Genomic DNA, 25,701 nt, shown 5'->3' on the forward strand with positions numbered 1-25,701 from the left:
TCCCACGCTCCACCGACCACCGAGGAACGACACGATGACCATCACGCAGGAGCAGGCGACCTGGTTCGCGCAGACCTTCAGCCAGCTCGCCGACAACGTCGAGCGGGCGGTGCTGGGCAAGCGCCACGTCGTCGAGCTGGTGCTGACGGCGATGCTCAGCGACGGTCACGTGCTCCTCGAAGACGTCCCCGGCACGGGGAAGACCTCGCTCGCCCGCGCGATGGCGCAGTCGGTGCAGGGCACCAACACCCGCATCCAGTTCACCCCCGACCTGCTGCCGGGAGACATCACCGGCATCTCGGTCTACGACCAGAAGAGCGGCACCTTCGAGTTCCACGCCGGGCCGATCTTCGCCAACATCGTCCTGGCCGACGAGATCAACCGCGCGAGCCCCAAGACCCAGGCCGCGCTCCTGGAGGTCATGGAGGAGGGCCGGGTCACCGTCGACGGCGTGAGCCGCCAGGTGGGCGTTCCCTTCCTCGTGCTCGCCACGCAGAACCCGGTCGAGCAGGCCGGTACCTACCGGCTTCCCGAGGCGCAGCTCGACCGCTTCCTCATGCGGACCTCGCTCGGCTACCCCGACCATGCCGCGACCGTGCGGATCCTCGACGGCGCCGCGGTCGCCACCTCCGATCTGCCGGCGGTCATCACCCCGCAGGCCCTCGTCGGGATGGCCGATCTCGCGGCGAACGTCTACGTCGATGCGCTCGTGCTCGACTACATCGCGCGCCTCGTCGACGGCACCCGCTCGGCCGACGAGGTCCGGCTCGGCGTGAGCATCCGCGGCGCCCTCGCCCTCACCCGCGCGACCCGGACCCGCGCCGCCTCGCAGGGGCGCACCTACGCCACCCCCGACGACGTCAAAGCCCTCGCCGTCGCGGTGCTCTCGCACCGCCTCATCCTCCAGCCCGAGGCGGAGTTCGACGGCGTGACGCCCGAGGCCGTCGTCGGCCAGGTGCTGCTGGACGTCGCGCCCCCGACCCGTCGCGAAGCGACCGTCTGAGGCGCCCCCTCGAACCCATGAGCGCCACCGAGTCCCGCGTGACCCGCACCTCCCGCACCGGGGGGCGGACCGGCGCGGGCGGGCACACCCTGCACAGCACGGTGCAGGGGACGGGGCTGCAGAGCACCACGCAGCTGGCGCCGGGAGGGCGCTCGGGTCGCCTCGTGCGGGCGGCGGTTGCCGTGACCGCTGCGGCGCGGGCCGTCGGCGACGCGGCGCGGGTCACCGCCTCGTGGGCGGCGCGCACGATCCGTCCCGCGGGAGCGCTCGTCGTGCTCGCCGCCACGGTGGGCCTGGTGATCGGCATCGTGTTCGGCTGGACGGAGTGGGTGGTCGCCGGCGGCATCTCGCTGGTGCTCGTCGTCCTCAGCATCCCGTTCCTCTTCGGCGCCCGTGCCTACGACGTCGACCTCGCCCTCACCCACGAGCGCGTCGTGGCGGGCCAGGGCATCTCTGGTGAGATCACCGTCCGCAACGACAGCCGGCGGATCGCCCTCCCCGGGCGCCTCGACATCCCCGTCGGCCGCGGGCTCGTCGAATTCGGCGTGCCGCTCCTGCGCCCCGGCCACACCGTCGCCCAGCCTCTGGAGATCCCCTCGCTCCGCCGCGGGATCGTGCCCGTGGGCCCGGCGACCACGGTGCGGTCCGACCCCCTCGGGCTCCTCCGGCGCGAGCACAGCTTCGACGACGTGCACGAGGTGTTCGTCCACCCCCGCACCGTCGCCCTGCCCTCCACGAGCGCAGGTCTCGTCCGCGACCTCGAGGGAAGCCCCACCCGGCGTCTCGTCGACGCGGACATGTCGTTCCACGCCATCCGCGAGTACGCCGCGGGCGACTCGCGCCGACACGTCCACTGGAAGTCCACCGCCAAGACCGGCCGGCTCATGGTGCGCCAGTACGAGGAGACGAGGCGCTCGCGGATGGCGGTGGTGCTCGGCGTCGCCGAGAACGAGTACCTCGACGACGACGAGTTCGAGCTCGCCGTCAGCACCGCCGCCTCGCTCGGCCTTCGCGCCGTCCGCGACGCCCGCGACCTCGACATCGTCGTGGGATCGGAGATCCCGCGCGTCGTGCGGGGGCGCCTGCGCGCCATCCGTCACCTGCCGACCATCTCGCCGCGCGCGATGCTCGACGGCTTCAGCGGGGTCGAGCGCCTCGAGAGCACCATGCCGCTCGTCGACGTCTGCCGGCTGACGGCCGAGGCCAACGAGCGGCTGTCGGTGGCCTTCCTCGTCGTCGGGTCGACCGTGACTCTGCCGCGCCTGCAGCAGGCGGCCCTGACCTTCCCCGCCGACACCGCGGTGGCCGCGGTGATCTGCGACGAGCGGGCCCACCCGCGCATGCGGGTGCTCACGGGACTGAGCGTCCTCACGGTCGGCACCCTCGACGATCTCTCCGGGCTCCTCGTGCGCGGAGCGGCCTCGTGAGCCGGGTCGCCGAGGCGCCCGAGCGCGCCCGCGACACCCCGACCGAGCGGACGAGCGACCTTCCGCGCCTGATCGCGGGAGGCGTGTTCACACTGCTCATCGTGCTGATCGCCGCCGTGGCGGCGTGGCCGGTCTACCGGTCGGCGTCGTTCGTGATCCTCGTCGCGGTCGCCGCATCGCTCGCCGCGTCGATCGTCGTCGTCGCGCACCTCCGGCGATGGAGCGGATGGCTCGTGGCCGCCCTCCTCCTGGGCGTCCTCGTCGTCGCGGGCGTCCCGCTCGCCGTCCCGTCGCGCCTGACGGGGCCGGCCGAGTTCCTGCGGGGGCTCGCCGAGCTCGGCGCCGGGGCGGTCGTCGGCTGGAAGGACCTCGTCACCGTCGAGCTGCCGGTCGGGTCGTACCGGAACCTCCTCGTCCCCGCGCTCGTGGTCTTCCTCGCCGGCACGGCGGCGGCTCTCCGCCTGTCGTGGCGCGAGGACCGCCTCGCCTTCGCCGCGGTTCCCGTGGGCCTGGCGATGACCGCGTTCGGTCTGCTCTTCGGGCAGGCGGTCGTCAGCCCCCCGCTCGTCGTCGGGCCGTTCACCCTGTCCGCCCCCGTCGAGACGGCGGTCGGAGCGATGGCGGTGCTCACCGGCATCCTGTGGATGGCCTGGCGGAGCCACGACGAACGCACCCGTGCCCTGCAGCGTGCCGCGCTCTCCAGCGGCGTCCGCATCACCCGGCGCCCTTCGCGGACCGAGCGCCGGCGTGCGCTTCTCGGCGCCGGCATGGTCGTCGCCGCCCTGGTGATCGGCGCCGGGGTCGTACCGCTTGTCGCCCCGGGCGGGTCGCGGGACGTGTTGCGCTCGGCGACCGGACCCGACCTCGATCTCTCGAGCGAGGTCAGCCCCCTCGCCGAGTACCGCGCCCTGTTCGTCGACGACCGGGCCGGCGACGTGCTCTTCACCGTGACCGCCGACGGCGAGCGGGCGCCCCACCGCGTGAGGTTGGCGACCCTCGACACCTACGACGGCGAGGTCTTCCGAAGCGGCGCCGACGCGGCATCCCGGTTCGTGCGCCTGCCCTCCGCGCTCGACCCCGGAACCGGCGCCCCGTCTACGGCGGAAATCGAGATCGGCGAGTGGGAGGGGATCTGGATGCCGACCCTCGGCCGGGTCGCCTCAGTGCGCTTCGACGGCGACCGGGCCGACGCCCTCACCGACCGGTTCTACTACAACGCCGATCTCGCCGCGGCGGTGCAGACCGCCGACGGCGGGCTCGCGCCGGGCGACCGATACACGGTCGAGGGTGTGGAACCCGCCCTCCCCGCCCTTTCGAGCCTTGACGCGCCGGGCGCTCCGAACGACGGCGCCCCGGCCGCACCCGAGAACCTCTCGCGCTGGGTCGAGCGGCACGCCGCCGGTGAGGGCGGCGCAGCCCTTGAGGGCCTGGTGTCGCTGCTGCGCGAGCGCGGCTACCTCAGCCACGCCCTCGAGATCGGCGACGTGCCCCCGGCGTGGATGAGCGCGCTGCCCGACTACCGGTTCCAGCCGAGCGCCGCCGGGCACTCGCTCGCCCGCATCGACGACATGTTCGACGCCCTGCTCGAGCGGGAGAGCGATCCGCGGGCTGCCGAGACGGGCAACTACGTCGCGGCGATCGGCGACGACGAGCAGTTCGCCGTCGCCGGCGCCCTCATCGCGCGGGAGGTCGGCTTCCCCTCGCGGGTGGTCATCGGTGCGCGGCTGTCGTCGGCCGATACGGGCGTGTCGGTGTGCGAGGCCGGCGCCTGCCAGGCGCAGGACATCTCGGCGTGGACGGAGGTGCAGACGAGCGACGGACGCTGGGTGCCCCTCGACGTCACCCCGCAGTACGCGCAGTCGCCGAGCCTCGAGGTCACCGAGCAGCGCGACCCCGAGAACGTCACCGAGGTGCTCCCCGACCCGGTCGAGGAGGTCGTGCCGCCCGATCCCACCCAGGAGGACTCGGCGCGCGACGACGCCGACGACGAGCAGCAGGGACTCGATCTCGCGTGGCTCTGGCCGATCCTGCGCATCACCGGGCTCGTGCTGCTCGTCCTGCTGCTGGTGGTCGGGCCCTTCCTCGCGATCATCCTCGCCAAGTCGCTCCGCCGCCGCGGCCGGCGTCGCCGGGGCGACGCGGCCACACGGGTCGCCTCGGGCTGGGATGAGTACGTCGATGCGGCCGTCGATGCCGGCCGGGACGCCCCCGCGTCGCTGACCCGGACAGAGTTCGCGGCCGCGCTGGACGCGCCGGCGGGACGGACCCTCGCCTCCGCCGCCGACCGAGCGGTCTTCTCGCGGTCCGACCTCTCCGAGGCCGAGGCCCGCGAGTTCTGGCGCGGCGTGGACGCCGAGCGGCGGCGGCTCCGCCGTGAGCGTGGCTTCTGGCGAGGACTTGCCGCGACCGTATCGTTGAGATCGTTCATCCGACATCTGTCGCCTGGGGGCGACAGCCCGCGCACCGTCGAGAGGGGGAAGCGCCGGGGACTCCTCCCTGCGCGCGCAACGACATGAGCGCAACCGACGCACCGCTGGTCGTGACTCTGGGGGTCTCCAGCGCCCTGGTCGCGATCGTCGTCTACGTGTGGACCGCCCTGGCTCTCGGCGCGGTCTTCCGCAAGTCCGGCGAGCAGAGCTGGAAGGCGTGGGTGCCGATCTTGAACGTCGCGGTGCTGCTGCAGCTCGGCGGCTTCTCGGGATGGCTCGTCCTGCTGCTGCTCCTGCCGCTGCTCGGCCCCCTGCTGGTGTGGGTGGCGATGATCGTCTCTTGCCACCGGATCGGGCGGGAGTTCGGCTACGGCGCCGGGATGACGGTGCTGGCGGCGCTTCTCCTTCCGGTCTGGGCCTCGGTGATCGGCTTCGGATCGGCCCGGTGGGTGGGAACCGAGGCCGCCGGCCCGCGCCGGAGCGTCAACCCCGACCTCGGCGGCTCGGTCCCCGACTCCGACGGCTCGAGCGAGGACGCGTTCGATGATCGCGTCTACGGGGTCCCGACGGCGCGCGGTGCGGTGTACACCCCGCTCCTTCCGGCCCCCGACTACACAGGCTCGCACGAGACGACCCGGAGCGAGGCGTCGTGGGAGGACACGGTGCGGGGCGCCGGCGCGGGGGACGACGGCGCCGCCGATCTCGGCGATCCGCACCTGGACGAGGATTCCTCGACCGACGAGGCCCGCCGGTCGGCCCCGCCGGCCGCGACGCCGACGAGCGGACCCCGCGACACGGCGCCGATCGCGAACGCGTCGGCGAGAGCGGGTCGCCAGTCCGCCGACGACGACCTGCTGAGCGGGCTGTTCGCTGCGCCGGAACCGCCGCGTTTCACTCCTCCCGACGCGGAGGACGTGGCTCCGGCGGAGCCGGCGGCAGAGCCCGAACCCGCGACCCAGGCCGCGCCCGCGGCATCCGATCCCTTCTCGATTCCGTCGTGGCCATCGGCGGCGCCCGCATCCCGACCCGAGACCTCGGTGCCCGCAGGGCCCGTGTGGCCGTCGGTCGAGCCTTTCCGCCCGGTGCGCTCGTGGGACCCCGATCCGGCGGAAGAGCCGTCAGCGGGCGCGGATGGCGACGATGCACCCGCCGCTGCGCGGGCCGAGGGTGCCTCCGGGCCCGAGGTCATCGCCGAGGCCGTGATCGGTGCATCAGCCAACGAGCGCGAGAGCGACAGCGCGCGCGCCGACGCGCCGGAACCGGGCGGCGCAGCCGCCTCACGCGCTGAGATCCGCCGCTCCGAGTCGGTGTGGAACGGGTTCGTGCTCGACCAGGACGTCACGGGGGAGGTCACCGGAGCCGTCACCGGGGCGCCCGCCCCGATCGCCGCCGTCCCCGGCGCCACGCCCTCCACCGAGTCCGCGCCCTCCGCCGACGGCGAGGATGTCCCCGGTATCCGTCGGCGCAGCACCGCCGCGGAGGGAGCTCCGGCCGGGGAGGACGCCGACCCCGCGTCATCCGCCCCGCTCTTCCAGGCGCCCCTCACCCGGGTTCCGCCCGCCGGCCCGACGCCCGAGGCCGACCCCGTGCCGCAGGTTCCCGCCGACGACGAGCCGTGGCGGCCCGCGCACTCGCCGATGCCCGAGTCCGAACCCTTCCCCGAGACCTCCGGCCCGGTGTCCGCGATCGCCGGCGCACCGGTGGCCGGCGCCCCCCGGGCGGCGGGCGGAGCGGTCTCGGCGCAGTACGCCCGACCCGGTGTGCCCGACCTCGACGACGGACTCGACCAGACCATCGTCGCGCGCCGCCGCCGGACCAACTGGGCCGTCGTCACGCCGGCGGGGGAGTCGATCGCGATCACCTCCGACGTGGCGATCCTCGGCCGCAAGCCCACGCCCGACCCCGAGCACCCGCGCGCCCAGCTGATCCGGATCGACGACTCCACGGTCTCGAGCACGCACGCGCGCCTGGAGCTGCGGAAGGACACCTGGTACATCCTCGATCTCGGCTCCACCAACGGCGTCGTGTTCGCCACCCTCATGGGCACCGAGGTCGAGGCGCCCTCGGGGGTCGAGGTCGAGGCGGGGGATCGCTTCTTCCTCGGCGACGCCGAGATCCGCCTGGTGCGCAGCAACAGCTGACGATGACCGACCTCCCCGACGAACGGACGGCGCCCTCGAAGCGTCAGGCGCCCGGCGCGGCGGAGCCGGTGGAGCAGACGGAGCTGTCTCGCCGCCAGTCCCCGGTCGAGACCACCGCCCCCTCCATCCGGCAGGCCCCCGCGGAGGAGACGGTGGTCTCCGGCCGCGCGCGGAGCCGCGGCGACGGTGTAGACGAATGGACGGTGCGCACCGCGGATGCGCGGACGACAGGCGTCATCCGTCCCGTCCCCGGCGGGAGCGGGGCGAGGGATGCCGACGGGTCGTCGCGCACGGCCAGGCGCCCCGGTCCTGAGACCGACGTGTACGCCCCGCGCGCCGACACGGCCGCCCGAGTGCCGCGGACGACCCCCGCGGCCCAGCCGGCGCAACCCGTCGTGGATGCCGCTCGCGCCGCGGCCGAGCGTCGGCGGCGGTCTCGGTGGCGGGCCGCGGTGGCGGTGATCGTCGGCGTCGTGGCCCTCGCGGCGGTGGTCGTGGGGATCGTCGCGCTTCTGGCACTCCCGTCCTGAATTGCCCGGTCCCCGAAAGGGGCGTATCATTGAGCGGGTGTGCGCTCACGCGCGCCGTCCGCTGTGCCTCACGACAATCGAGTCCGGCGAGCGGCCGTCCCGGCGCCGCACAGGGATTGGTTCTGCGAACAGGCCACCCCCACGGCATATCCACCCTCGAAATCGCGTCAGGCCATTCTGCTGCGCCGGTGGATCTGTGGTGAAACCACGACGCTGTCACCGTGCAGCATTGACAAGGAGAGAACGTGCCAACCATTCAGCAGTTGGTTCGCAAGGGTCGCTCGCCCAAGGTCTCGAAGACCAAGGCGCCCGCCCTGAAGGCGAACCCGCAGCAGGCGGGCGTGTGCACCCGCGTGTACACCACCACCCCCAAGAAGCCGAACTCGGCGATGCGCAAGGTCGCCCGTGTGAAGCTGCGCAACGGGACCGAGGTCACCGCCTACATCCCCGGCGAGGGCCACAACCTGCAGGAGCACTCGCTCGTGCTCGTGCGCGGCGGTCGTGTGAAGGACCTCCCCGGTGTCCGCTACAAGATCGTCCGCGGCGCCCTGGACACCCAGGCCGTCAAGAACCGCAAGCAGGCCCGTAGCCGCTACGGCGCGAAGAAGGGTTGAGTTAGATGCCTCGTAAAGGACCCGCTCCTCGCCGCGTCGTCGTCAACGACCCGGTCTACGGTGCGCCGATCGTCACCCAGCTCGTCAACAAGATCCTCGTCGACGGCAAGAAGTCCATCGCCGAGTCGATCGTCTACAACGCCCTGCGCGGCGTCGAGGCCAAGAACGGCCAGGACGCGGTCGCGACCCTGAAGAAGGCGCTCGACAACGTCCGCCCCACCCTCGAGGTCAAGAGCCGCCGCGTCGGTGGTTCGACCTACCAGGTGCCGGTCGAGGTCAAGCCGCACCGCGCCAACACGCTCGCCCTCCGCTGGCTCGTCAGCTACGCCAAGGGCCGTCGCGAGAAGACCATGACCGAGCGCCTCCAGAACGAGATCCTGGATGCCTCGAACGGCCTGGGTGCCGCGGTGAAGCGCCGCGAAGACACCCACAAGATGGCCGAGTCGAACCGCGCCTTCGCGCACTACCGCTGGTAATCAGCCTTCGCGTCGCCGCGTTTCGACTCGCGGCTTCGCCGCTCGCTCGACGATCGGCCGGATGACCGGTCGTTGAGCGAGCGAAGCGAGACGAAACGCTCCACCGCAACCACAAGTTAGGAAGACACCCCGTGGCACAAGAAGTGCTCACCGACCTCAAGAAGGTCCGCAACATCGGCATCATGGCGCACATCGATGCCGGCAAGACGACGACGACCGAGCGCATCCTCTTCTACACGGGCGTCAACCACAAGATCGGCGAGACCCACGACGGCGCCGCCACCACCGACTGGATGGAGCAGGAGCAGGAGCGTGGCATCACGATCACCTCCGCCGCGGTGACGTGCTTCTGGGAGAAGAACCAGATCAACATCATCGACACGCCCGGTCACGTCGACTTCACCGTCGAGGTGGAGCGCTCGCTCCGCGTGCTCGACGGCGCCGTCGCCGTCTTCGACGGCAAGGAGGGCGTCGAGCCCCAGTCCGAGACGGTGTGGCGTCAGGCCGACAAGTACGACGTCCCCCGTATCTGCTTCGTCAACAAGATGGACAAGCTGGGCGCCGACTTCTACTTCACGGTCGACACGATCGTGAACCGCCTGAAGGCCAAGCCCCTCGTGCTGCAGATCCCGATCGGCGCCGAGAACGACTTCGTCGGCGTCGTCGACCTCGTCTACATGCGTGCCCTGGTGTGGCCCGGCGATGCCAAGGGTGACGTGACCATGGGTGCCAAGTACGAGATCCAGGAGATCCCGGCCGACCTCGTGGACAAGGCCAACGAGTACCGCGAGAAGCTCATGGAGACCGTCGCTGAGAGCGACGAGGTCCTTCTCGAGAAGTACTTCGGCGGCGAGGAGCTCACCCACGAGGAGATCAAGGGCGCGATCCGCAAGATGACGATCGCCAGCGAGGTCTACCCCGTGCTGTGCGGCTCGGCGTTCAAGAACCGCGGTGTGCAGCCGATGCTCGACGCGGTCGTGGACTACCTCCCTTCGCCCCTGGACGTCCCCGCCATCGAGGCGAAGGACCCCAAGAACGAAGAGATCATCATCGAGCGTCACCCCGACCGCGATGAGCCGTTCACGGCGCTGGCGTTCAAGATCGTCACGCACCCGTTCTTCGGTCGCCTCACCTACATCCGCGTGTACTCGGGTCACCTCGACTCCGGTGCCCAGGTCGTCAACGCGACCAAGGGCAAGAAGGAGCGCATCGGGAAGATCTTCCAGATGCACGCCAACAAGGAGATGCCGGTCGACTCCGTCACCGCGGGTCACATCTACGCCGTCATCGGCCTGAAGGACACCACCACCGGTGACACGCTGTCCGACAGCAGCAACCAGGTGGTCCTGGAGTCGATGACCTTCCCTGAGCCGGTCATCGAGGTCGCCATCGAGCCCAAGACCAAGGCCGACCAGGAGAAGCTGGGTCTGGCGATCCAGAAGCTCGCCGAAGAGGACCCGACGTTCCGCGTGGAGCAGAACGCCGAGACCGGCCAGACCGTCATCCGCGGCATGGGCGAGCTGCACCTCGACATCCTCGTGGATCGCATGAAGCGCGAGTTCAAGGTCGAGGCGAACGTCGGAAAGCCCCAGGTGGCCTACCGCGAGACGATCCGCAAGACCGTCGAGCGTCACGACTACACCCACAAGAAGCAGACCGGTGGTTCGGGTCAGTTCGCGAAGATCCAGTTCGCGATCGAGCCGCTCGAGGTCACGGCCGACAAGACGTACGAGTTCGAGAACAAGGTCACCGGTGGCCGCATCCCGCGCGAGTACATCCCCTCGGTCGACGCCGGTTTCCAGGACGCGATGAACGTCGGCGTCCTGGCGGGCTACCCGATGGTCGGCGTGAAGGCGATCCTCCTCGACGGTGCGGCGCACGACGTCGACTCGTCGGAGATGGCGTTCAAGATCGCGGGCTCCATGGGCTTCAAGGAGGCCATCCGCAAGGCGAACCCCGTCATCCTCGAGCCCATCATGGCCGTCGAGGTGCGTACTCCCGAGGAGTACATGGGCGACGTCATCGGCGACCTGAACTCGCGCCGTGGGCAGATCCAGTCGATGGAGGATGCCGCCGGCGTGAAGGTGGTGCGTGCCAACGTGCCGCTGTCGGAGATGTTCGGCTACATCGGCGACCTGCGCTCGAAGACCTCGGGCCGTGCTGTGTACTCCATGGAGTTCGACAGCTACGCCGAGGTTCCGCGCAACGTCATGGACGAGATCGTCCAGAAGACCAAGGGCGAGTAACCCTCCGGGGCTGCGCGCACACCAACCACCAGAAACCCTCTCTACTACACTGAGAGCCATCCCCGTAGACGACCGGTCGCAAACCAGTGCCCGGAACTTCTACACGACCGTCCTGAGGAGGACCCAGTGGCTAAGGCCAAGTTCGAGCGGACCAAGCCGCACGTGAACATCGGAACGATCGGTCACGTCGACCACGGCAAGACCACGCTCACCGCCGCGATCTCGAAGGTGCTCGCCGACAAGTACCCGTCGGCCACCAACGTGCAGCGCGACTTCGCGTCGATCGACTCGGCTCCCGAGGAGCGTCAGCGCGGTATCACCATCAACATCTCGCACGTCGAGTACGAGACGCCCAAGCGTCACTACGCTCACGTCGACGCCCCGGGTCACGCTGACTACATCAAGAACATGATCACCGGTGCCGCTCAGATGGACGGCGCGATCCTCGTGGTCGCCGCCACCGACGGCCCGATGGCTCAGACCCGCGAGCACGTTCTGCTCGCCAAGCAGGTCGGCGTGCCCTACCTGATGGTCGCGCTGAACAAGGCCGACATGGTCGACGACGAGGAGATCCTGGAGCTCGTCGAGCTCGAGGTCCGCGAGCTGCTGTCCAGCCAGGGCTTCCCCGGCGACGACGCTCCGGTCGTCCGCGTCTCGGGCCTGAAGGCTCTCGAGGGCGACGACAAGTGGGTCGAGTCGATCATCGAGCTGATGGACGCCGCCGACGAGTCCATCCCCGACCCGGTGCGTGATAAGGACAAGCCGTTCCTCATGCCCATCGAGGATGTCTTCACCATCACCGGTCGTGGCACCGTCGTCACGGGACGCGCCGAGCGCGGCACCCTCGCCATCAACTCCGAGGTCGAGATCGTCGGCATCCGCCCGACGCAGAAGACCACGGTCACCGGTATCGAGATGTTCCACAAGCAGCTCGACGAGGCGTGGGCCGGCGAGAACTGTGGTCTGCTCCTTCGTGGTCTCAAGCGTGACGACGTCGAGCGCGGCCAGGTCGTCGTGAAGCCCGGTTCGGTCACCCCGCACACCAACTTCGAGGGCACGGCGTACATCCTGTCCAAGGAGGAGGGCGGCCGTCACAACCCGTTCTTCACGAACTACCGTCCGCAGTTCTACTTCCGCACCACCGACGTCACCGGCGTCATCTCGCTGCCCGAGGGCACCGAGATGGTCATGCCCGGCGACACCACCGACATGACGGTCGAGCTGATCCAGCCGATCGCCATGGAGGAGGGCCTCGGCTTCGCGATCCGTGAGGGTGGCCGCACCGTCGGCGCCGGCACGGTGACCAAGATCCTCAAGTGATCTCCGCGCCCTAGGCGCACCCACGAAAGCCCCCCGGGTCTCCCGGGGGGCTTTCCCTTTCCCCACCCGCCTTCCCCCCGCCCTCCCCACCCCCCGGGCCCCACCCCCACCCCCACCCCCGGCCCCGGGCCGCTCGCCGGCACACGGGAGGAGATCCGCACAGGGGAGGGCGATTGCCGTGTGCTGCGCCTCCCGTGCGTCGATCTCCTCCCGTGTGCCGCCGGGCCGCGGCTGATCGACCGGGAACGTCGCTCGTCACGCGCGGTGCAGCCCCTGCGCGACGGCGCGCATGATGCGCTCCTGCACCTCGGGCCAGCGGTGCACCACCTGCTCGTACCCGACGCGGATCACGTGGTAGCCGAGCAGCATCAGCTCGGCGTCATGGGTGATGTCGCTCGTGCGCTGCGAACCGGTGTGCGTCGACCCGTCGATCTGCAGCACCAGGCGATCGCCGATGAGGAGGTCGACCCGGTGGCCGCTGATCCACACCTGGCGGCGGAGCGCCAGCCCGAGCCAGCGCAGCCGTGGCACGACGAGTGTCTCCAGGCCCGAGTCGGAGAACATGTCGGCCGCGTCGAGGATCTCGCGCGCCGCGGGTGGGAGTGGCAGACGCGCGAGCGCCTCGCGCGTCGTCATCTCGCGGCGGAGCGCGGACTCCCAGACGACCAGCGCGTCCTCGAAGGGCAGGCAGGATGCGACCGAGACGAGCACGTTCTCGATGACGTCGACGAGGCTGTGGGGACGACGCGGTACCACCGGCGTCGCCCAGTGGACCGTCACGGCCAGACGGCCGGCGCGGCCGGAATGCGGAGGGGCGGCGACGTGCGGCGCGCTGGGGGAGTGCAGCACGAACAGTCCGAGCCGCTCGGCCTGGGTGACGCAGGTGAGGACGACCCCATGCCGCGCGGCCGCCATCAGCTGAGCATCAGCGGTCGGGAGCGCCACCCATCCCTTGCGGAGCCGGAGCAGCACACCGTCGGCGCAGAGCGCGTCGATGACGTGCCGGCTGTGGCCGCCCTGCGTCAGGCCCGCGACCGACGCGATGCCGTCGGTCCTGCCGACGGCGGCGAGCACCTCCTCGCGGCGACGCCGCACCGCGGCATCCCTCATCGACTCCGGCCTGCTCACCCTCCGAGGGTCGCGTCATCGCTGCGGCGCCGGCGTGATGCCGGTGCGATCTGTGGACGGATGGCGCGGCGGCCGGGGTGTGCAGGAGACTACGCCGTGCAGACGGGAGGAGATCGGCACACGGGAGGGTGGATGCGACATGGGCGGCCTCCCACGCGTCGATCTCCTCCGATGTGCCGCCGACCCTCCCCATCCGGCGCGGGGAGGAGCATGATGGAGGCCACACCCTCGCGAAGGAGCAGGCAATGGGCATCGACGACCTGGTGAATCAGGGCAAGCAGTTCCTCGACCAGAACAAGGACAAGATCGGCGAGACGCTGAAGTCCGAGCAGGCGGAGGGCGTCAGCGACAAGGCCCTCGATGCCGCCGCCGAGTTCGTGAAGAAGATCGCTCCGGACAGCGTCGACCAGCACGTCGACGGGGTGCGCGACAACATCGACAAGCACATCGGCAACCAGTAGCCGAGGGACGCCGCCCGACACGCGGGCGCGACACGCCCGAGTTTGCGACACGCCCGGGCGACACGTAGACTGTTCCAGTTCCACATTCCGGCGCGCTTCGGCGTGCGACGGATCACTGTCAGGGCAGTGCATAGGCGGTGCGCAAGCGCCAGACGCCTAGGCCGCGGGCAGCAGAACAACACAATCCTTCCCCACTTCGGCTCGAGAGCCGCGTGCTCGCGTGTCGAGGGGCGACGGATGCCGGGTGCCGCGTGTGCCCGGATTGACAGAAGAACAGCGGTGCAGCACGCACTGCGCAAGCGGTGCGAAAGTGCCACGGCGCGTCAGCGCCACCGTGCGTCCAATGCCCCCGGGCCCTCCGGGACGGTAAGACGCGGAAAGAGAGTGAGCAGACACATGGCGGGACAGAAGATCCGCATCCGACTGAAGTCGTACGACCACGCCGGTCTCGACTCGTCGGCGCGCAAGATCGTCGACACCGTGACCCGTGCCGGCGCGACGGTCGTGGGCCCCGTGCCCCTCCCCACGGAGAAGAACGTCGTCGTCGTCATCCGGTCGCCCCACAAGTACAAGGACAGCCGCGAGCACTTCGAGATGCGCACCCACAAGCGTCTGATCGACATCATCGATCCCACGCCCAAGGCCGTCGACTCGCTGATGCGCCTTGACCTGCCGGCCGACGTCAACATCGAGATCAAGCTCTGAGGTCGTCGACATGGCACACATCAACGAAAAGATTTCCAAGGCTCTGCTGGGCACCAAGCTCGGCATGACGCAGGTCTGGGATGAGAACGGCAAGCTCGTTCCCGTCACCGTGATCGAAGTGACCCCCAACGTGGTCACCCAGATCCGCACCGCGGAGAAGGACGGCTACTCGGCCGTCCAGATCGCCGCCGGCGCCATCGACCCCCGCAAGGTGAACAAGCCCCTGTCGGCCCACTTCGAGGCCGCGGGCGTCACCCCCCGCCGTCACCTCACCGAGGTGCGCACCGCTGACGCTGCTGACTACTCACTCGGTCAGGAGCTCACGGTGGACGGCGTCTTCGAGGCCGGCCAGCTGGTCGACGTCGTCGGGACCAGCAAGGGCAAGGGCACCGCGGGTGTGATGAAGCGTCACAACTTCGCGGGCGTCTCGGCTTCGCACGGTGCACACCGCAACCACCGCAAGCCCGGTTCGATCGGCGCCTCGTCGACCCCGAGCCGCGTCTTCAAGGGCATGCGCATGGCCGGCCGTATGGGTGGCGAGCGCGTGACCGTCCTCAACCTCACGGTGCACGCCGTGGACGCCGAGAAGGGTCTGCTGCTCGTCAAGGGCGCCGTCCCCGGTGCCCGTGGCCGTACCGTCTACGTCCGCAACGCAGTGAAGGGTGCCTGATCGACATGGCTGACTCCACGCTCGCGCTCGACGTCCTGAAGGCCGACGGCAAGAAGGCCGGCTCTGTCGAGCTGCCCGCCGCGCTCTTCGACGTCAAGACGAACATCCCGCTGATCCACCAGGTCGTCGTCGCCCAGCGCGCCGCCGCCCGCCAGGGGACGCACGCGACCAAGACCCGCGGCGACGTCTCGGGTTCGGGTCGCAAGCCCTTCAAGCAGAAGGGCACGGGTAACGCCCGTCAGGGTTCGGTCCGGATGCCGCAGCACCGCGGCGGTGGCACCGTCCACGGTCCGCAGCCCCGCGACTACTCGCAGCGCACCCCCAAGAAGATGATCGCCGCGGCGCTCCTGGGCGCCCTGAGCGACCGCGCCCGCGGTGAGCGCCTCCACATCGTCGAGTCCCTCGGCGTGACCGATGCGCCCTCGACCAAGGCCGCGGCATCCGTGCTCACCGCACTCGGCGCCGTCAAGAACGTCCTGGTCGTGGTGGAGCGCACCGACGAGATCAGCGTCATGAGCGTCCGCAACCTCGCGTACGTCCACGTGCTGTCCTTCGACCAGCTCAACGCCTACGACGTGCTCGTCTCCGACGACATCGTCTTCACCAAGGCCGCGTACGACGCCTTCGTGTCGGCTCGCACGGCCACCACCCAGGAGGTCTCGGCATGAGCAACATCGCCGTCAACAAGGACCCGCGCGACATCATCCTGAAGCCGGTCGTGTCCGAGAAGAGCTACGGGCTCATCGACGAGGGCAAGTACACCTTCCTCGTCGACCCGCGGGCGACCAAGACCGAGATCAAGCTCGCCATCGAGAAGATCTTCGGCGTCAAGGTGGCCTCGGTCAACACGCTGAACCGCACGGGCAAGGCTCGTCGCACCCGCTTCGGCATGGGCAAGCGCAAGGACACCAAGCGCGCCATCGTGACCCTGAAGTCGGGCACCATCGACATCTTCACCGCGGTCGGCTGACCGGCGGGATAAGGACGAGAGAACATGGCTATTCGCAAGTACAAGCCCACGACCCCCGGTCGCCGCGGCTCGTCGGTGGCGGACTTCGCCGAGATCACCCGATCGACGCCCGAGAAGTCCCTCCTCCGCCCGCTGGCTAAGACCGGTGGCCGCAACAACCAGGGCCGCATCACGACCCGTCACATCGGTGGTGGACACAAGCGCCAGTACCGCGTCATCGACTTCCGTCGCGACGACAAGGACGGCGTGAACGCCAAGGTCGCGCACATCGAGTACGACCCCAACCGCACCGCGCGCATCGCGCTGCTGCACTACGTCGACGGCGAGAAGCGCTACATCCTCGCCCCGAACAAGCTGTCGCAGGGTGACGTGGTCGAGTCGGGTCCGTCGGCTGACATCAAGCCCGGCAACAACCTGCCGCTGCGCAACATCCCCACGGGTACCGTCATCCACGCCATCGAGCTCCGCCCCGGCGGCGGCGCGAAGATGGCCCGCTCGGCCGGCGCCGCGGTGCGCCTGGTCGCGAAGGACGGCCCGTACGCCCAGCTGCGTCTGCCCTCGGGCGAGATCCGCAACGTCGACGTCCGCTGCCGCGCGACGATCGGCGAGGTCGGCAACGCCGAGCAGTCCAACATCAACTGGGGCAAGGCCGGCCGCAAGCGCTGGAAGGGCGTCCGCCCGACCGTGCGTGGTGTCGCCATGAACCCCGTCGACCACCCGCACGGTGGTGGTGAGGGCAAGACCTCCGGTGGTCGCCACCCGGTCTCGCCGTGGGGTCAGGCCGAGGGCCGCACCCGCCACGCCAACAAGGAGAGCGACAAGCTCATCGTCCGCCGTCGCAACGCCGGCAAGAAGCGCAAGTAGGTAGGAACTTCAGATGCCACGCAGTCTTAAGAAGGGCCCCTTCGTCGACGAGCACCTGCTTCGCAAGGTTGTTTCGCAGAACGAGGCGGGAACCAAGAACGTCATCAAGACGTGGTCACGTCGCTCGATGATCGTCCCGGCCATGCTCGGCCACACGATCGCCGTGCACGACGGCCGCAAGCACATCCCGGTCTTCGTCACCGAGACGATGGTCGGCCACAAGCTGGGCGAGTTCGCGCCCACCCGCACCTTCCGCGGTCACGAGAAGGACGACAAGAAGGGCCGCCGCCGCTGACGCGGGGGCGCAAGGAGAGAGAAATGGTGGAGTCCATCGCACGCGTGCGACACATCCGCGTGACCCCTCAGAAGGCTCGTCGTGTCGTCGCTCTCATCAAGGGCAAGCAGGCTCAGGAGGCCCTGGCCATCCTGAAGTTCGCTCAGCAGAGCGCCAGTGAGCCCATCTACAAGCTCGTCGAATCGGCCATCGCGAACGCTCGCGTCAAGGCCGACAAGGAGAACGAGTACCTCGACGACGCCGACCTGTACGTGAAGAACGCGTACGTGGACGAGGGCACGACGCTCAAGCGTTTCCAGCCCCGCGCCCAGGGTCGCGCGTTCCAGATCAAGAAGCGCACCAGCCACATCACGGTCGTCCTCTCGACGCCCGAGGTGGCCGAGACCGCTTCGGCAGCCACGACGAAGAAGGCGAGCAAGTAATGGGACAGAAGGTCAACCCGTACGGCTTCCGCCTCGGCATCACCACCGACCACGTGTCGCGCTGGTTCTCCGACTCGACGAAGCCCGGTCAGCGCTACGCCGACTACGTGGCCGAGGACATCAAGATCCGTCAGCTGCTGCAGAAGCAGCTCGACCGCGCCGGTGTCAGCAACATCGAGATCGAGCGCACCCGTGACCGCGTCCGCGTCGACATCCACACCGCCCGCCCGGGCATCGTGATCGGCCGCCGCGGCGCCGAGGCCGAGCGCATCCGCGCCGACCTCGAGAAGCTCACCGGCAAGCAGATCCAGCTGAACATCCTCGAGGTGAAGAACCCCGAGGCCGACGCTCAGCTGGTCGCCCAGGGCATCGCCGAGCAGCTCTCGGCCCGCGTGGCGTTCCGCCGCGCGATGCGCAAGGGCCTGCAGGGCGCCCAGCGCGCCGGCGCCAAGGGCGTCCGCATCCAGGTCTCCGGCCGCCTCGGCGGCGCCGAGATGAGCCGTTCGGAGTTCTACCGCGAAGGCCGTGTGCCGCTGCACACGCTCCGCGCGAACATCGACTACGGCTTCTACGAGGCCAAGACCACCTTCGGCCGCATCGGCGTGAAGGTCTGGATCTACAAGGGCGACCTCACCAACAAGGAACTCGCTCGCGAGCAGGCCAATGCGCCGAAGTCGCGCGGTCGTGACGACCGCGGTGACCGCCGCCGTGGCCCCCGCAGCGAGGCCCCCGTCGCAGAAGGAGCGTCGGCGTAATGCTCATTCCCCGCAAGGTCAAGTACCGCAAGCAGCACCACCCGGGTCGCTCGGGCCAGGCCACCGGCGGCACGAAGGTCTCCTTCGGCGAGTTCGGCATCCAGGCCCTCACCCCCGCGTACGTGACGAACCGTCAGATCGAGTCCGCTCGTATCGCGATGACCCGTCACATCAAGCGTGGCGGCAAGGTGTGGATCAACATCTACCCCGACCGACCGCTCACCAAGAAGCCGGCCGAGACCCGCATGGGTTCCGGTAAGGGTTCGCCGGAGTGGTGGGTCGCCAACGTCAAGCCGGGCCGGGTCCTCTTCGAGGTCTCGGGCGTCAACGAGCAGCTCGCTCGCGAGGCGCTGACCCGTGCCATCCACAAGCTGCCGCTGAAGGCACGCATCATCAAGCGCGAGGAGGGCGACGCGTAATGGCGATCGGCACCAAGACGCTCGCACCGAGCGAGCTGGACACGTTCGAAGACCAGCGCCTGGTCGAGGAGCTGCGCAAGGCCAAGGAAGAGCTGTTCAACCTGCGCTTCCAGTCGGCCACCGGCCAGCTCGAGAGCCACGGCCGCATCCGCGCCGTCAAGCGCGACATCGCGCGGCTGTACACCGTGATCCGTGAGCGCGAGCTCGGCATCCGTGCCACGCCCGCGCCGGTGGAGACGGCGACGAAGACGAAGAAGACGAAGGCCAAGAAGGCGGATGCCGCCGACTCGGCCGCAAAGGAAGAGGGGGCTGAGTGATGGCCACCGCCAAGAAGGCCGACGCCGCCACGGAGCAGGTCAAGGGCCACGAGAGCGCCGAGCACGATGTGCGCGACGCCGATGCCCGCGGGTACCGCAAGGCCCGCCGCGGCTACGTCGTCAGCGACAAGATGGACAAGACCATCGTCGTCGAGGTCGAGGACCGCGTGAAGCACCCGCTGTACGGCAAGGTCATCCGCCGCACGTCCAAGGTGAAGGCGCACGATGAGGGCAACACCGCCGGCATCGGTGACCTGGTCGTCATCAACGAGACCCGCCCGCTGAGCGCGACCAAGCGCTGGCGTCTGGTCGAGATCGTGGAGAAGGCCAAGTGATCCAGAACGAATCCCGGCTCAAGGTCGCCGACAACACCGGCGCCAAGGAGCTGCTCACCATCCGCGTGCTCGGCGGCTCCAACCGCCGGTACGCCGGCGTGGGCGACGTCATCGTCGCCACCGTCAAGGACGCCATCCCCGGCGGCAACGTCAAGAAGGGTGACGTCGTCAAGGCGGTCGTCGTCCGGACGGTCAAGCAGACCCGACGTGCCGACGGCTCATACATCAAGTTCGACGAGAACGCCGCTGTCATCCTGAAGAGCGACGGGGAGCCCCGCGGCACCCGTATCTTCGGGCCGGTCGGCCGTGAGCTGCGCGACAAGCGGTTCATGAAGATCGTCTCGCTCGCCCCGGAGGTCATCTGATCATGGCGAAGATCAAGAAGGGCGACCTGGTTCAGGTCATCTCGGGCGCCAAGCCCGAGCGCGGCGGAGACCGCGGTAAGCAGGGCAAGGTCCTCGAGGTCCTTCCCGAGCAGAACCGCGTGATCGTCGAAGGCGTGAACTTCGTCACCAAGCACAACCGCGTGGGCCAGTCCCAGCGCGGCACCAAGACGGGCGGCATCGAGACGATGGAAGCCCCGATCCACATCTCCAACGTCTCCCTGGTCGACCCCCAGACGAAGAAGCCGACCCGCGTCGGTCACCGCGTCGAGGAGCAGGTCAAGGACGGCGTGAAGCGCACCGTGCGCGTCCGCTACGCGAAGAAGTCAGGCAAGGACCTCTGAATATGAGCAGCGCAACTGCCGTCGAGGCTGGCAAAATCCAGCCCCGCCTGAAGCAGAAGTACAAGTCCGAGATCCAGAAGAAGCTGCAGGACGAGTTCGGCTACGCCAACGTCATGCAGATTCCGGGCCTCGTGAAGGTCGTGGTCAACACCGGTGTCGGCGAGGCAGCTCGCGACAGCAAGGTGATCGATGGTGCGGTCGACGACCTCACCAAGATCACCGGCCAGAAGCCGGTCGTGACCAAGGCCCGCAAGTCCATCGCGCAGTTCAAGCTGCGTGAGGGCCAGGCCATCGGCGCGCACGTCACCCTCCGGGGCGACCGCGCGTGGGAGTTCCTGGACCGCCTGATCAACCTGGCTCTGCCCCGCATCCGCGACTTCCGCGGCCTGTCGGGCAAGCAGTTCGACGGCAACGGCAATTACACCTTCGGCCTGCAGGAGCAGTCGGTCTTCCACGAGATCAACCAGGACAAGATCGACCGCGTCCGCGGGTTCGACATCACGATCGTGACGTCGGCGAAGACGGATGACGAGGGCCGCGCGCTCCTGCGCCACCTCGGCTTCCCCTTCCGCGCCGAGGGCGCACAGCAGTAACACCTGACCATGGAAGGTCGTCAGTCGTGTAACGGCTGCCGATACCTCATGAACGAAAGAAGCTAAGAAATGACGATGACAGACCCGGTCGCTGACATGCTGACCCGTCTGCGCAACGCGAACTCGGCGCACCACGACTCCGTGTCGCTGCCGAGCTCGAAGCTCAAGACCCACATCGCCGACATCCTCAAGCAGGAGGGCTACATCTCCGACTGGGCCGTCGAGGACGCCCGTGTCGGCCAGACGCTGACCCTCACCCTGAAGTACGGCCCGAACCGCGAGCGGTCCATCGCCGGCATCAAGCGCGTGTCCAAGCCCGGCCTGCGCGTGTACGCCAAGTCCACCGAGATCCCCACGGTCCTCGGCGGCCTCGGCGTTGCCATCCTGTCCACCTCCTCCGGTCTTCTCACCGACCGTCAGGCCGAGCAGAAGGGCGTGGGTGGGGAAGTCCTCGCCTACGTGTGGTGATCTGACATGTCGCGTATCGGACGTCTCCCGATCGACATCCCCTCCGGCGTCACCATCGAGGTGACCGGGCAGGATGTCGCGGTCAAGGGCCCCAAGGGCGAGCTCGCGCTCACCGTGGCCCGTCCCATCGAAGTCAAGGTCGAGGACAACCAGGTGATCGTCACCCGTCCCGACGACGAGCGCGAGTCACGGTCGCTTCACGGCCTGACCCGCACGCTCATCAACAACAACATCATCGGCGTCACCCAGGGCTACACCAAGGGCCTCGAGGTCGTCGGCACCGGTTACCGCGTCGCGCAGAAGGGCAGCTCCATCGAGTTCGCCCTCGGCTTCTCGCACCCGGTTCTCGTCGAGCCCCCCGCGGGCATCACGCTGACGGTCGAAGGCAACAACAAGGTCACCGTCAGCGGCATCGACAAGCAGGCCGTCGGCGAGGTGGCTGCGAACATCCGCAAGATCCGCAAGCCCGAGCCGTACAAGGGCAAGGGTGTGCGCTACGCCGGCGAGGTCGTCCGGCGCAAGGCCGGAAAGGCTGGTAAGTAACCATGGCTGTGAAGACGAAGTCCGACGCGCGTTCGCGCCGTCACGCCCGCCTTCGCAAGAAGGTCGTCGGCACCTCCGAGCGTCCCCGCCTGGTCGTCACCCGTTCGGCACGCCACGTGTTCGTCCAGGTCGTCGACGACAGCAAGGGCCACACCGTGGCATCCGCATCGACGCTCGAAACCGACCTGCGCGGGTTCGACGGCGACAAGACCGCCAAGGCCCGCAAGGTCGGCGAGCTGGTCGCTGAGCGCGCGAAGTCCGCCGGCGTCTCCGACGTGGTGTTCGACCGCGGCGGCAACCGATACGCAGGTCGTGTCGCGGCCATCGCCGACGGCGCCCGCGAAGGGGGGCTCAACCTGTGAGTGACAACAAGGAGAACAACGTGACCGCAGAGGCCGCTGCCGAGGCTCCGGCCGAGGCCGCCACCGCTCCCGCCGAGCGTGAGCGCGAGCCGCGCCGCGGTGGACGTGAGCGCAACCCCAACCGCGACCGTGGGTCGCGCGACCGCAGCGAGAGCCAGTTCCTCGAGCGCGTCGTGACGATCAACCGCGTGTCGAAGGTCGTCAAGGGTGGACGCCGGTTCAGCTTCACCGCGCTCGTCGTCGTCGGCGACGGCAACGGGCTCGTGGGTGTCGGCTACGGCAAGGCCCGTGAGGTGCCCCTGGCGATCTCGAAGGGCGTCGAAGAGGCCAAGCGGAACTTCTTCCGTGTGCCCCGCGTCGCCTCGACCATCCCGCACCCCGTCCAGGGTGAGGCTGCCGCCGGTGTGGTGCTCCTGCGCCCCGCCGCCGCGGGTACCGGTGTGATCGCGGGCGGTCCGGTGCGTGCCGTCCTCGAGTGCGCGGGCATCCACGACGTGCTGTCGAAGTCGCTCGGTTCGTCGAACACGATCAACATCGTCCACGCGACCGTCGAGGCGCTGAAGCAGCTGGAGGAGCCCCGCCACGTCGCCGCGCGCCGTGGTCTGGACTTCGACCAGGTCGCTCCCGCCCGTCTGGTCCGCGCCGAGGCCGAGGCCGCGGCTGCAGCGAAGGTAGGTGCCTGATGGCTGCGCGTCTGAAGGTGACGCAGATCAAGTCCAAGGTGAGCGAGAAGCAGAATCAGCGCGACACCCTCCGGAGCCTGGGTCTCAAGCGGATCGGCGACACCGTCGTCCGTCCCGACGACGCCCAGACCCGCGGGTACGTGCGCACTGTCGCCCACCTCGTGAAGGTTGAGGAGATCGACTGATGGCGGAGAAGAAGGAAGAGACGGCCGAGGCCGTCGAGTCCGCGCCGAAGAAGACCGCGGCGCGCAAGGCTGCGCCGAAGAAGGACACCGCCGCGAAGAGCGCACCGAAGAAGGATGCCCCGGCTTCGCGCCCGGGCGTGCTCAAGGTGCACCACCTCCGCCCGGTCCCCGGTGCCCACACCGCCAAGACCCGCGTGGGTCGTGGTGAGGGTTCGAAGGGTAAGACGGCCGGTCGCGGTACCAAGGGAACCAAGGCCCGGTACCAGGTCAAGGCCGGCTTCGAGGGTGGGCAGATGCCCCTCCACATGCGTACGCCGAAGCTGCGCGGGTTCAAGAACCCGTTCCGCGTCGAGTACCAGGTGGTCAACCTCGACAAGCTCGCCGAGCTCTACCCGCAGGGCGGGGACGTGACCATCGGCGACCTGGTCGCCAAGGGCGCGGTGCGCAAGAACGAGAAGGTCAAGGTGCTCGGCACCGGCGACATCTCGGTCGCGCTCAACGTCTCGGTCGACAAGGTGTCGGGCTCCGCCGAGCAGAAGATCGTCGCCGCGGGCGGCTCGGTCTCCGCCGGCGAGTCGGCCGGCACCGCCCAGTAAGGCCTGCAGGAGGGGTCGGAGTTCGCTCCGGCCCCTCCTCGCGTTACCCTGGGAGTCGGCGTGCCCGCGTGGCCGTCGGCATCCCCAATGGAGGCAGCCTCTTGTTCAGCGCCATCGCGCGTGTCTTCCGCACTCCGGATCTGCGGCGGAAGATCGCTTTCACCCTGGCCATCATCGCCCTGTACCGACTCGGTGCGCACGTGCCGGCCCCGTTCGTGGACTTCCCGAACGTCCAGTCCTGCCTGCGCGACAGCGCGGGCACCGAGGGCCTGCTGTCGCTGGTGAACCTGTTCTCGGGCGGTGCGCTGCTGCAGCTGTCCATCTTCGCGCTCGGCGTGATGCCGTACATCACGGCGACGATCATCGTGCAGCTGCTGCGCGTGGTCATCCCGCACTTCGAGGCGCTGTACAAGGAGGGCCAGGCCGGGCAGGCCAAGCTCACCCAGTACACCCGCTACCTCACCATCGCGCTGGCGCTGCTGCAGTCCACCACCCTGGTGACCGTGGCCCGCAGCGGTCAGCTGTTCGGCACCACCGGCATCCCCGAGTGCGAGCAGCTGCTCACCAACGACGTGTGGTGGGCGCAGCTGCTGATGATCATCACGATGACCGCCGGCACCGGCCTCATCATGTGGTTCGCCGAGCTCGTCACCGAGCGCGGTATCGGCAACGGCATGTCGCTGCTGATCTTCACCTCGATCGCGGCGGCGTTCCCCGCCTCGATGTGGGCCATCGCGCAGTCGCGCGGCTTCGAGGTCTTCCTCCTCGTCCTCGCCGTCGGCATCGTCGTGGTGGCGCTCGTCGTCTTCGTCGAGCAGTCGCAGCGGCGGATCCCCGTGCAGTACGCCAAGCGGATGGTCGGCCGGCGCACCTACGGCGGCACCAACACCTACATCCCGATCAAGGTCAACATGGCCGGCGTGGTGCCGGTGATCTTCGCCTCGTCGCTGCTGTACATCCCCGCGCTCATCGCGCAGTTCAACCAGCCGCAGCCGGGCCAGGAGGTTCCGGGCTGGGTGGCGTGGATCCAGCAGTACCTCGTCTCGGGCGATCACCCGCTGTACATGGCGCTGTACTTCCTGCTGATCGTCGGCTTCACCTACTTCTACGTCGCGATCACCTTCAACCCGGTCGACGTCGCCGACAACATGAAGAAGTACGGCGGCTTCATCCCGGGCATCCGTGCCGGACGCCCGACAGCGGAGTACCTCGACTACGTGCTGACCCGCATCACCCTGCCGGGCTCGATCTACCTGGGCCTGGTCGCCCTGCTGCCGCTGTTCGCGCTGGCGCTGGTGGGGGCCAACCAGAACTTCCCGTTCGGCGGCGCCTCGATCCTCATCATCGTCGGTGTGGGTCTCGAGACCGTCAAGCAGATCGACGCGCAGCTGCAGCAGCGTCACTACGAAGGGCTTCTGCGCTGATGGCTCGCCTCCTCATCGTCGGTCCGCAGGGTTCGGGCAAGGGCACCCAGGGTGTCCGCATCGCCGAGGCGCTCGGCGTTCCGGTCGTCTCGACCGGCGACGTCTTCCGCGCGAACGTCGCGGGCGGCACCGAGCTGGGCGTGCAGGTCAAGGAGATCATCGACGCCGGTCAGCTCGTCCCCGATGAGCTGACGAGCGCGGTCGTGCGTGATCGGCTGTCGAAGGAGGACGCCGCGGACGGCTTCCTCCTCGACGGTTACCCGCGGAACCTCCCGCAGGTCATGCACCTCGACGAGTTCCTGGGTGGCCGCGACGAGGAGCTCGACGCGGTGATCGTCCTCGAGGTGCCCCGCGAGGAGTCGATCGCGCGGCTGAGCAAGCGTGCGCTCGAGCAGGGCCGCGCCGATGACACCGAGGCCGTCATCGCACAGCGCCTGGCGATCTACGAGAACGAGACCGCGCCGATCATCGGCATCTACGCCACGCGCGGCATCGTCGACGAGATCGACGGCACCGGCACGGTCGACGAGATCACCGATCGCATCCTCGCCGCGCTCCGGGCCCGGGGGCTCGGGAGCTCCGCGGCCGCGTGA

At 69.2% G+C, this 25,701-nt stretch carries 33 protein-coding genes; 32 read left to right on the forward strand and 1 reads right to left on the reverse strand.

The annotated features are described in order from the left end of the window. Positions 1-34: 34 nt before the first annotated feature. From HDC37_RS00725 to tuf, 9 genes are all read left to right on the forward strand, one after another. On the forward strand, positions 35-1,003 hold the full coding sequence (locus HDC37_RS00725) for a MoxR family ATPase (protein WP_124291721.1): 969 nt from the start codon (positions 35-37) through the stop codon (positions 1,001-1,003). A 17-nt stretch (positions 1,004-1,020) separates the two neighbouring features. Then, positions 1,021-2,430, forward strand: a complete 1,410-nt coding sequence (locus HDC37_RS00730; protein ID WP_179558507.1) for a DUF58 domain-containing protein — start codon at positions 1,021-1,023, stop codon at positions 2,428-2,430. Then, entirely contained in the window at positions 2,427-4,946 is a 2,520-nt protein-coding gene (locus tag HDC37_RS00735) for a transglutaminase domain-containing protein (protein ID WP_179558508.1), read from the forward strand. Before HDC37_RS00730 ends, HDC37_RS00735 begins: the two co-directional genes overlap by 4 nt. Then, complete coding sequence (locus HDC37_RS00740; protein WP_179558509.1) at positions 4,943-7,000, forward strand: DUF5684 domain-containing protein; 2,058 nt, start codon at positions 4,943-4,945, stop codon at positions 6,998-7,000. The genes HDC37_RS00735 and HDC37_RS00740 overlap by 4 nt, the downstream gene beginning before the upstream one ends. 2 nt (positions 7,001-7,002) lie before the next feature. Next, positions 7,003-7,530, forward strand: coding sequence for a hypothetical protein (locus tag HDC37_RS00745; protein ID WP_179558510.1), 528 nt, complete (start codon positions 7,003-7,005; stop codon positions 7,528-7,530). 245 nt (positions 7,531-7,775) lie between these two features. Then, a complete protein-coding gene (gene rpsL, locus HDC37_RS00750; RefSeq protein ID WP_018171438.1) occupies positions 7,776-8,144 on the forward strand; it encodes a 30S ribosomal protein S12 in 369 nt (122 codons plus the stop codon). Between the two features lie 5 nt (positions 8,145-8,149). Beyond that, on the forward strand, positions 8,150-8,620 hold the full coding sequence (gene rpsG, locus HDC37_RS00755) for a 30S ribosomal protein S7 (RefSeq protein WP_124291717.1): 471 nt from the start codon (positions 8,150-8,152) through the stop codon (positions 8,618-8,620). Positions 8,621-8,751: 131 nt separating this feature from the next. Continuing rightward, positions 8,752-10,866: an elongation factor G gene (fusA, locus tag HDC37_RS00760; RefSeq protein ID WP_124291716.1), complete on the forward strand. Its 2,115-nt coding sequence runs from the start codon at positions 8,752-8,754 to the stop codon at positions 10,864-10,866. 126 nt (positions 10,867-10,992) lie between these two features. Beyond that, positions 10,993-12,186 carry an elongation factor Tu gene (tuf, locus tag HDC37_RS00765; RefSeq protein ID WP_179558511.1) on the forward strand — a complete coding sequence of 398 codons (1,194 nt, stop codon included), beginning with the start codon at positions 10,993-10,995 and terminating at the stop codon, positions 12,184-12,186. 255 nt (positions 12,187-12,441) lie between these two features. Here tuf and HDC37_RS00770 read toward each other — a convergent pair whose 3' ends face one another. Further along, on the reverse strand, positions 12,442-13,314 hold the full coding sequence (locus HDC37_RS00770) for a DUF559 domain-containing protein (RefSeq protein ID WP_308472038.1): 873 nt from the start codon (positions 13,312-13,314) through the stop codon (positions 12,442-12,444). A 245-nt stretch (positions 13,315-13,559) separates the two neighbouring features. On the opposite strand from HDC37_RS00770, the gene HDC37_RS00775 reads away from it, so the two are divergent. The 23 genes from HDC37_RS00775 to HDC37_RS00885 all read left to right on the forward strand — a co-directional run bounded on the left by HDC37_RS00775 (position 13,560) and on the right by HDC37_RS00885 (position 25,701). Next, positions 13,560-13,775: an Rv0909 family putative TA system antitoxin gene (locus HDC37_RS00775; RefSeq protein ID WP_179558512.1), complete on the forward strand. Its 216-nt coding sequence runs from the start codon at positions 13,560-13,562 to the stop codon at positions 13,773-13,775. 396 nt (positions 13,776-14,171) lie between these two features. Beyond that, positions 14,172-14,480: a 30S ribosomal protein S10 gene (gene rpsJ / locus HDC37_RS00780; RefSeq protein ID WP_045246810.1), complete on the forward strand. Its 309-nt coding sequence runs from the start codon at positions 14,172-14,174 to the stop codon at positions 14,478-14,480. Between the two features lie 10 nt (positions 14,481-14,490). Then, positions 14,491-15,150 (forward strand): 50S ribosomal protein L3, encoded by a 660-nt coding sequence (rplC, locus tag HDC37_RS00785; RefSeq protein WP_179558513.1) that lies wholly within the window; start codon positions 14,491-14,493, stop codon positions 15,148-15,150. A 5-nt stretch (positions 15,151-15,155) separates the two neighbouring features. Beyond that, complete coding sequence (gene rplD, locus HDC37_RS00790) at positions 15,156-15,818, forward strand: 50S ribosomal protein L4 (protein ID WP_179558514.1); 663 nt, start codon at positions 15,156-15,158, stop codon at positions 15,816-15,818. Next, on the forward strand, positions 15,815-16,120 hold the full coding sequence (rplW, locus tag HDC37_RS00795; RefSeq protein WP_124291710.1) for a 50S ribosomal protein L23: 306 nt from the start codon (positions 15,815-15,817) through the stop codon (positions 16,118-16,120). Before rplD ends, rplW begins: the two co-directional genes overlap by 4 nt. 24 nt (positions 16,121-16,144) lie before the next feature. Next, on the forward strand, positions 16,145-16,984 hold the full coding sequence (gene rplB / locus HDC37_RS00800; protein ID WP_179558515.1) for a 50S ribosomal protein L2: 840 nt from the start codon (positions 16,145-16,147) through the stop codon (positions 16,982-16,984). A 13-nt stretch (positions 16,985-16,997) separates the two neighbouring features. Beyond that, positions 16,998-17,279, forward strand: coding sequence for a 30S ribosomal protein S19 (rpsS, locus tag HDC37_RS00805; RefSeq protein WP_124291708.1), 282 nt, complete (start codon positions 16,998-17,000; stop codon positions 17,277-17,279). Between the two features lie 23 nt (positions 17,280-17,302). After that, positions 17,303-17,701, forward strand: a complete 399-nt coding sequence (rplV, locus tag HDC37_RS00810) for a 50S ribosomal protein L22 (RefSeq protein ID WP_179558516.1) — start codon at positions 17,303-17,305, stop codon at positions 17,699-17,701. Then, positions 17,701-18,456 carry a 30S ribosomal protein S3 gene (rpsC, locus tag HDC37_RS00815; RefSeq protein WP_124291706.1) on the forward strand — a complete coding sequence of 252 codons (756 nt, stop codon included), beginning with the start codon at positions 17,701-17,703 and terminating at the stop codon, positions 18,454-18,456. Before rplV ends, rpsC begins: the two co-directional genes overlap by 1 nt. Further along, positions 18,456-18,875 carry a 50S ribosomal protein L16 gene (gene rplP, locus HDC37_RS00820; protein WP_124291705.1) on the forward strand — a complete coding sequence of 140 codons (420 nt, stop codon included), beginning with the start codon at positions 18,456-18,458 and terminating at the stop codon, positions 18,873-18,875. The genes rpsC and rplP overlap by 1 nt, the downstream gene beginning before the upstream one ends. Next, on the forward strand, positions 18,875-19,192 hold the full coding sequence (rpmC, locus tag HDC37_RS00825; RefSeq protein ID WP_124291704.1) for a 50S ribosomal protein L29: 318 nt from the start codon (positions 18,875-18,877) through the stop codon (positions 19,190-19,192). Before rplP ends, rpmC begins: the two co-directional genes overlap by 1 nt. Next, positions 19,192-19,527: a 30S ribosomal protein S17 gene (gene rpsQ, locus HDC37_RS00830; protein ID WP_218869247.1), complete on the forward strand. Its 336-nt coding sequence runs from the start codon at positions 19,192-19,194 to the stop codon at positions 19,525-19,527. Before rpmC ends, rpsQ begins: the two co-directional genes overlap by 1 nt. Then, entirely contained in the window at positions 19,524-19,892 is a 369-nt protein-coding gene (gene rplN, locus HDC37_RS00835) for a 50S ribosomal protein L14 (protein WP_124291703.1), read from the forward strand. The genes rpsQ and rplN overlap by 4 nt, the downstream gene beginning before the upstream one ends. Positions 19,893-19,894: 2 nt before the next feature. Then, entirely contained in the window at positions 19,895-20,254 is a 360-nt protein-coding gene (rplX, locus tag HDC37_RS00840) for a 50S ribosomal protein L24 (RefSeq protein WP_124291702.1), read from the forward strand. 2 nt (positions 20,255-20,256) lie between these two features. After that, positions 20,257-20,847 carry a 50S ribosomal protein L5 gene (gene rplE, locus HDC37_RS00845; RefSeq protein WP_179558517.1) on the forward strand — a complete coding sequence of 197 codons (591 nt, stop codon included), beginning with the start codon at positions 20,257-20,259 and terminating at the stop codon, positions 20,845-20,847. Between the two features lie 69 nt (positions 20,848-20,916). Further along, entirely contained in the window at positions 20,917-21,315 is a 399-nt protein-coding gene (gene rpsH / locus HDC37_RS00850) for a 30S ribosomal protein S8 (protein WP_179558518.1), read from the forward strand. Between the two features lie 6 nt (positions 21,316-21,321). Then, complete coding sequence (rplF, locus tag HDC37_RS00855; RefSeq protein WP_179558519.1) at positions 21,322-21,858, forward strand: 50S ribosomal protein L6; 537 nt, start codon at positions 21,322-21,324, stop codon at positions 21,856-21,858. A 2-nt stretch (positions 21,859-21,860) separates the two neighbouring features. After that, entirely contained in the window at positions 21,861-22,220 is a 360-nt protein-coding gene (gene rplR, locus HDC37_RS00860; protein ID WP_179558520.1) for a 50S ribosomal protein L18, read from the forward strand. A gap of 20 nt (positions 22,221-22,240) precedes the next feature. Beyond that, positions 22,241-22,903, forward strand: coding sequence for a 30S ribosomal protein S5 (rpsE, locus tag HDC37_RS00865; RefSeq protein ID WP_124291697.1), 663 nt, complete (start codon positions 22,241-22,243; stop codon positions 22,901-22,903). Then, positions 22,903-23,088 carry a 50S ribosomal protein L30 gene (rpmD, locus tag HDC37_RS00870; protein WP_124291696.1) on the forward strand — a complete coding sequence of 62 codons (186 nt, stop codon included), beginning with the start codon at positions 22,903-22,905 and terminating at the stop codon, positions 23,086-23,088. Before rpsE ends, rpmD begins: the two co-directional genes overlap by 1 nt. After that, the gene (gene rplO, locus HDC37_RS00875; protein WP_179558522.1) at positions 23,088-23,684 is read left to right on the forward strand and encodes a 50S ribosomal protein L15; all 597 of its coding nucleotides are present in this window, start codon (positions 23,088-23,090) and stop codon (positions 23,682-23,684) included. The genes rpmD and rplO overlap by 1 nt, the downstream gene beginning before the upstream one ends. A gap of 101 nt (positions 23,685-23,785) precedes the next feature. Beyond that, a complete protein-coding gene (secY, locus tag HDC37_RS00880) occupies positions 23,786-25,108 on the forward strand; it encodes a preprotein translocase subunit SecY (RefSeq protein WP_179559054.1) in 1,323 nt (440 codons plus the stop codon). Beyond that, positions 25,108-25,701, forward strand: a complete 594-nt coding sequence (locus tag HDC37_RS00885; RefSeq protein WP_179558523.1) for an adenylate kinase — start codon at positions 25,108-25,110, stop codon at positions 25,699-25,701. Before secY ends, HDC37_RS00885 begins: the two co-directional genes overlap by 1 nt.

It is taken from the genome of Microbacterium sp. AK009 (genome assembly GCF_013410955.1).
Classification (GTDB): domain Bacteria; phylum Actinomycetota; class Actinomycetes; order Actinomycetales; family Microbacteriaceae; genus Microbacterium.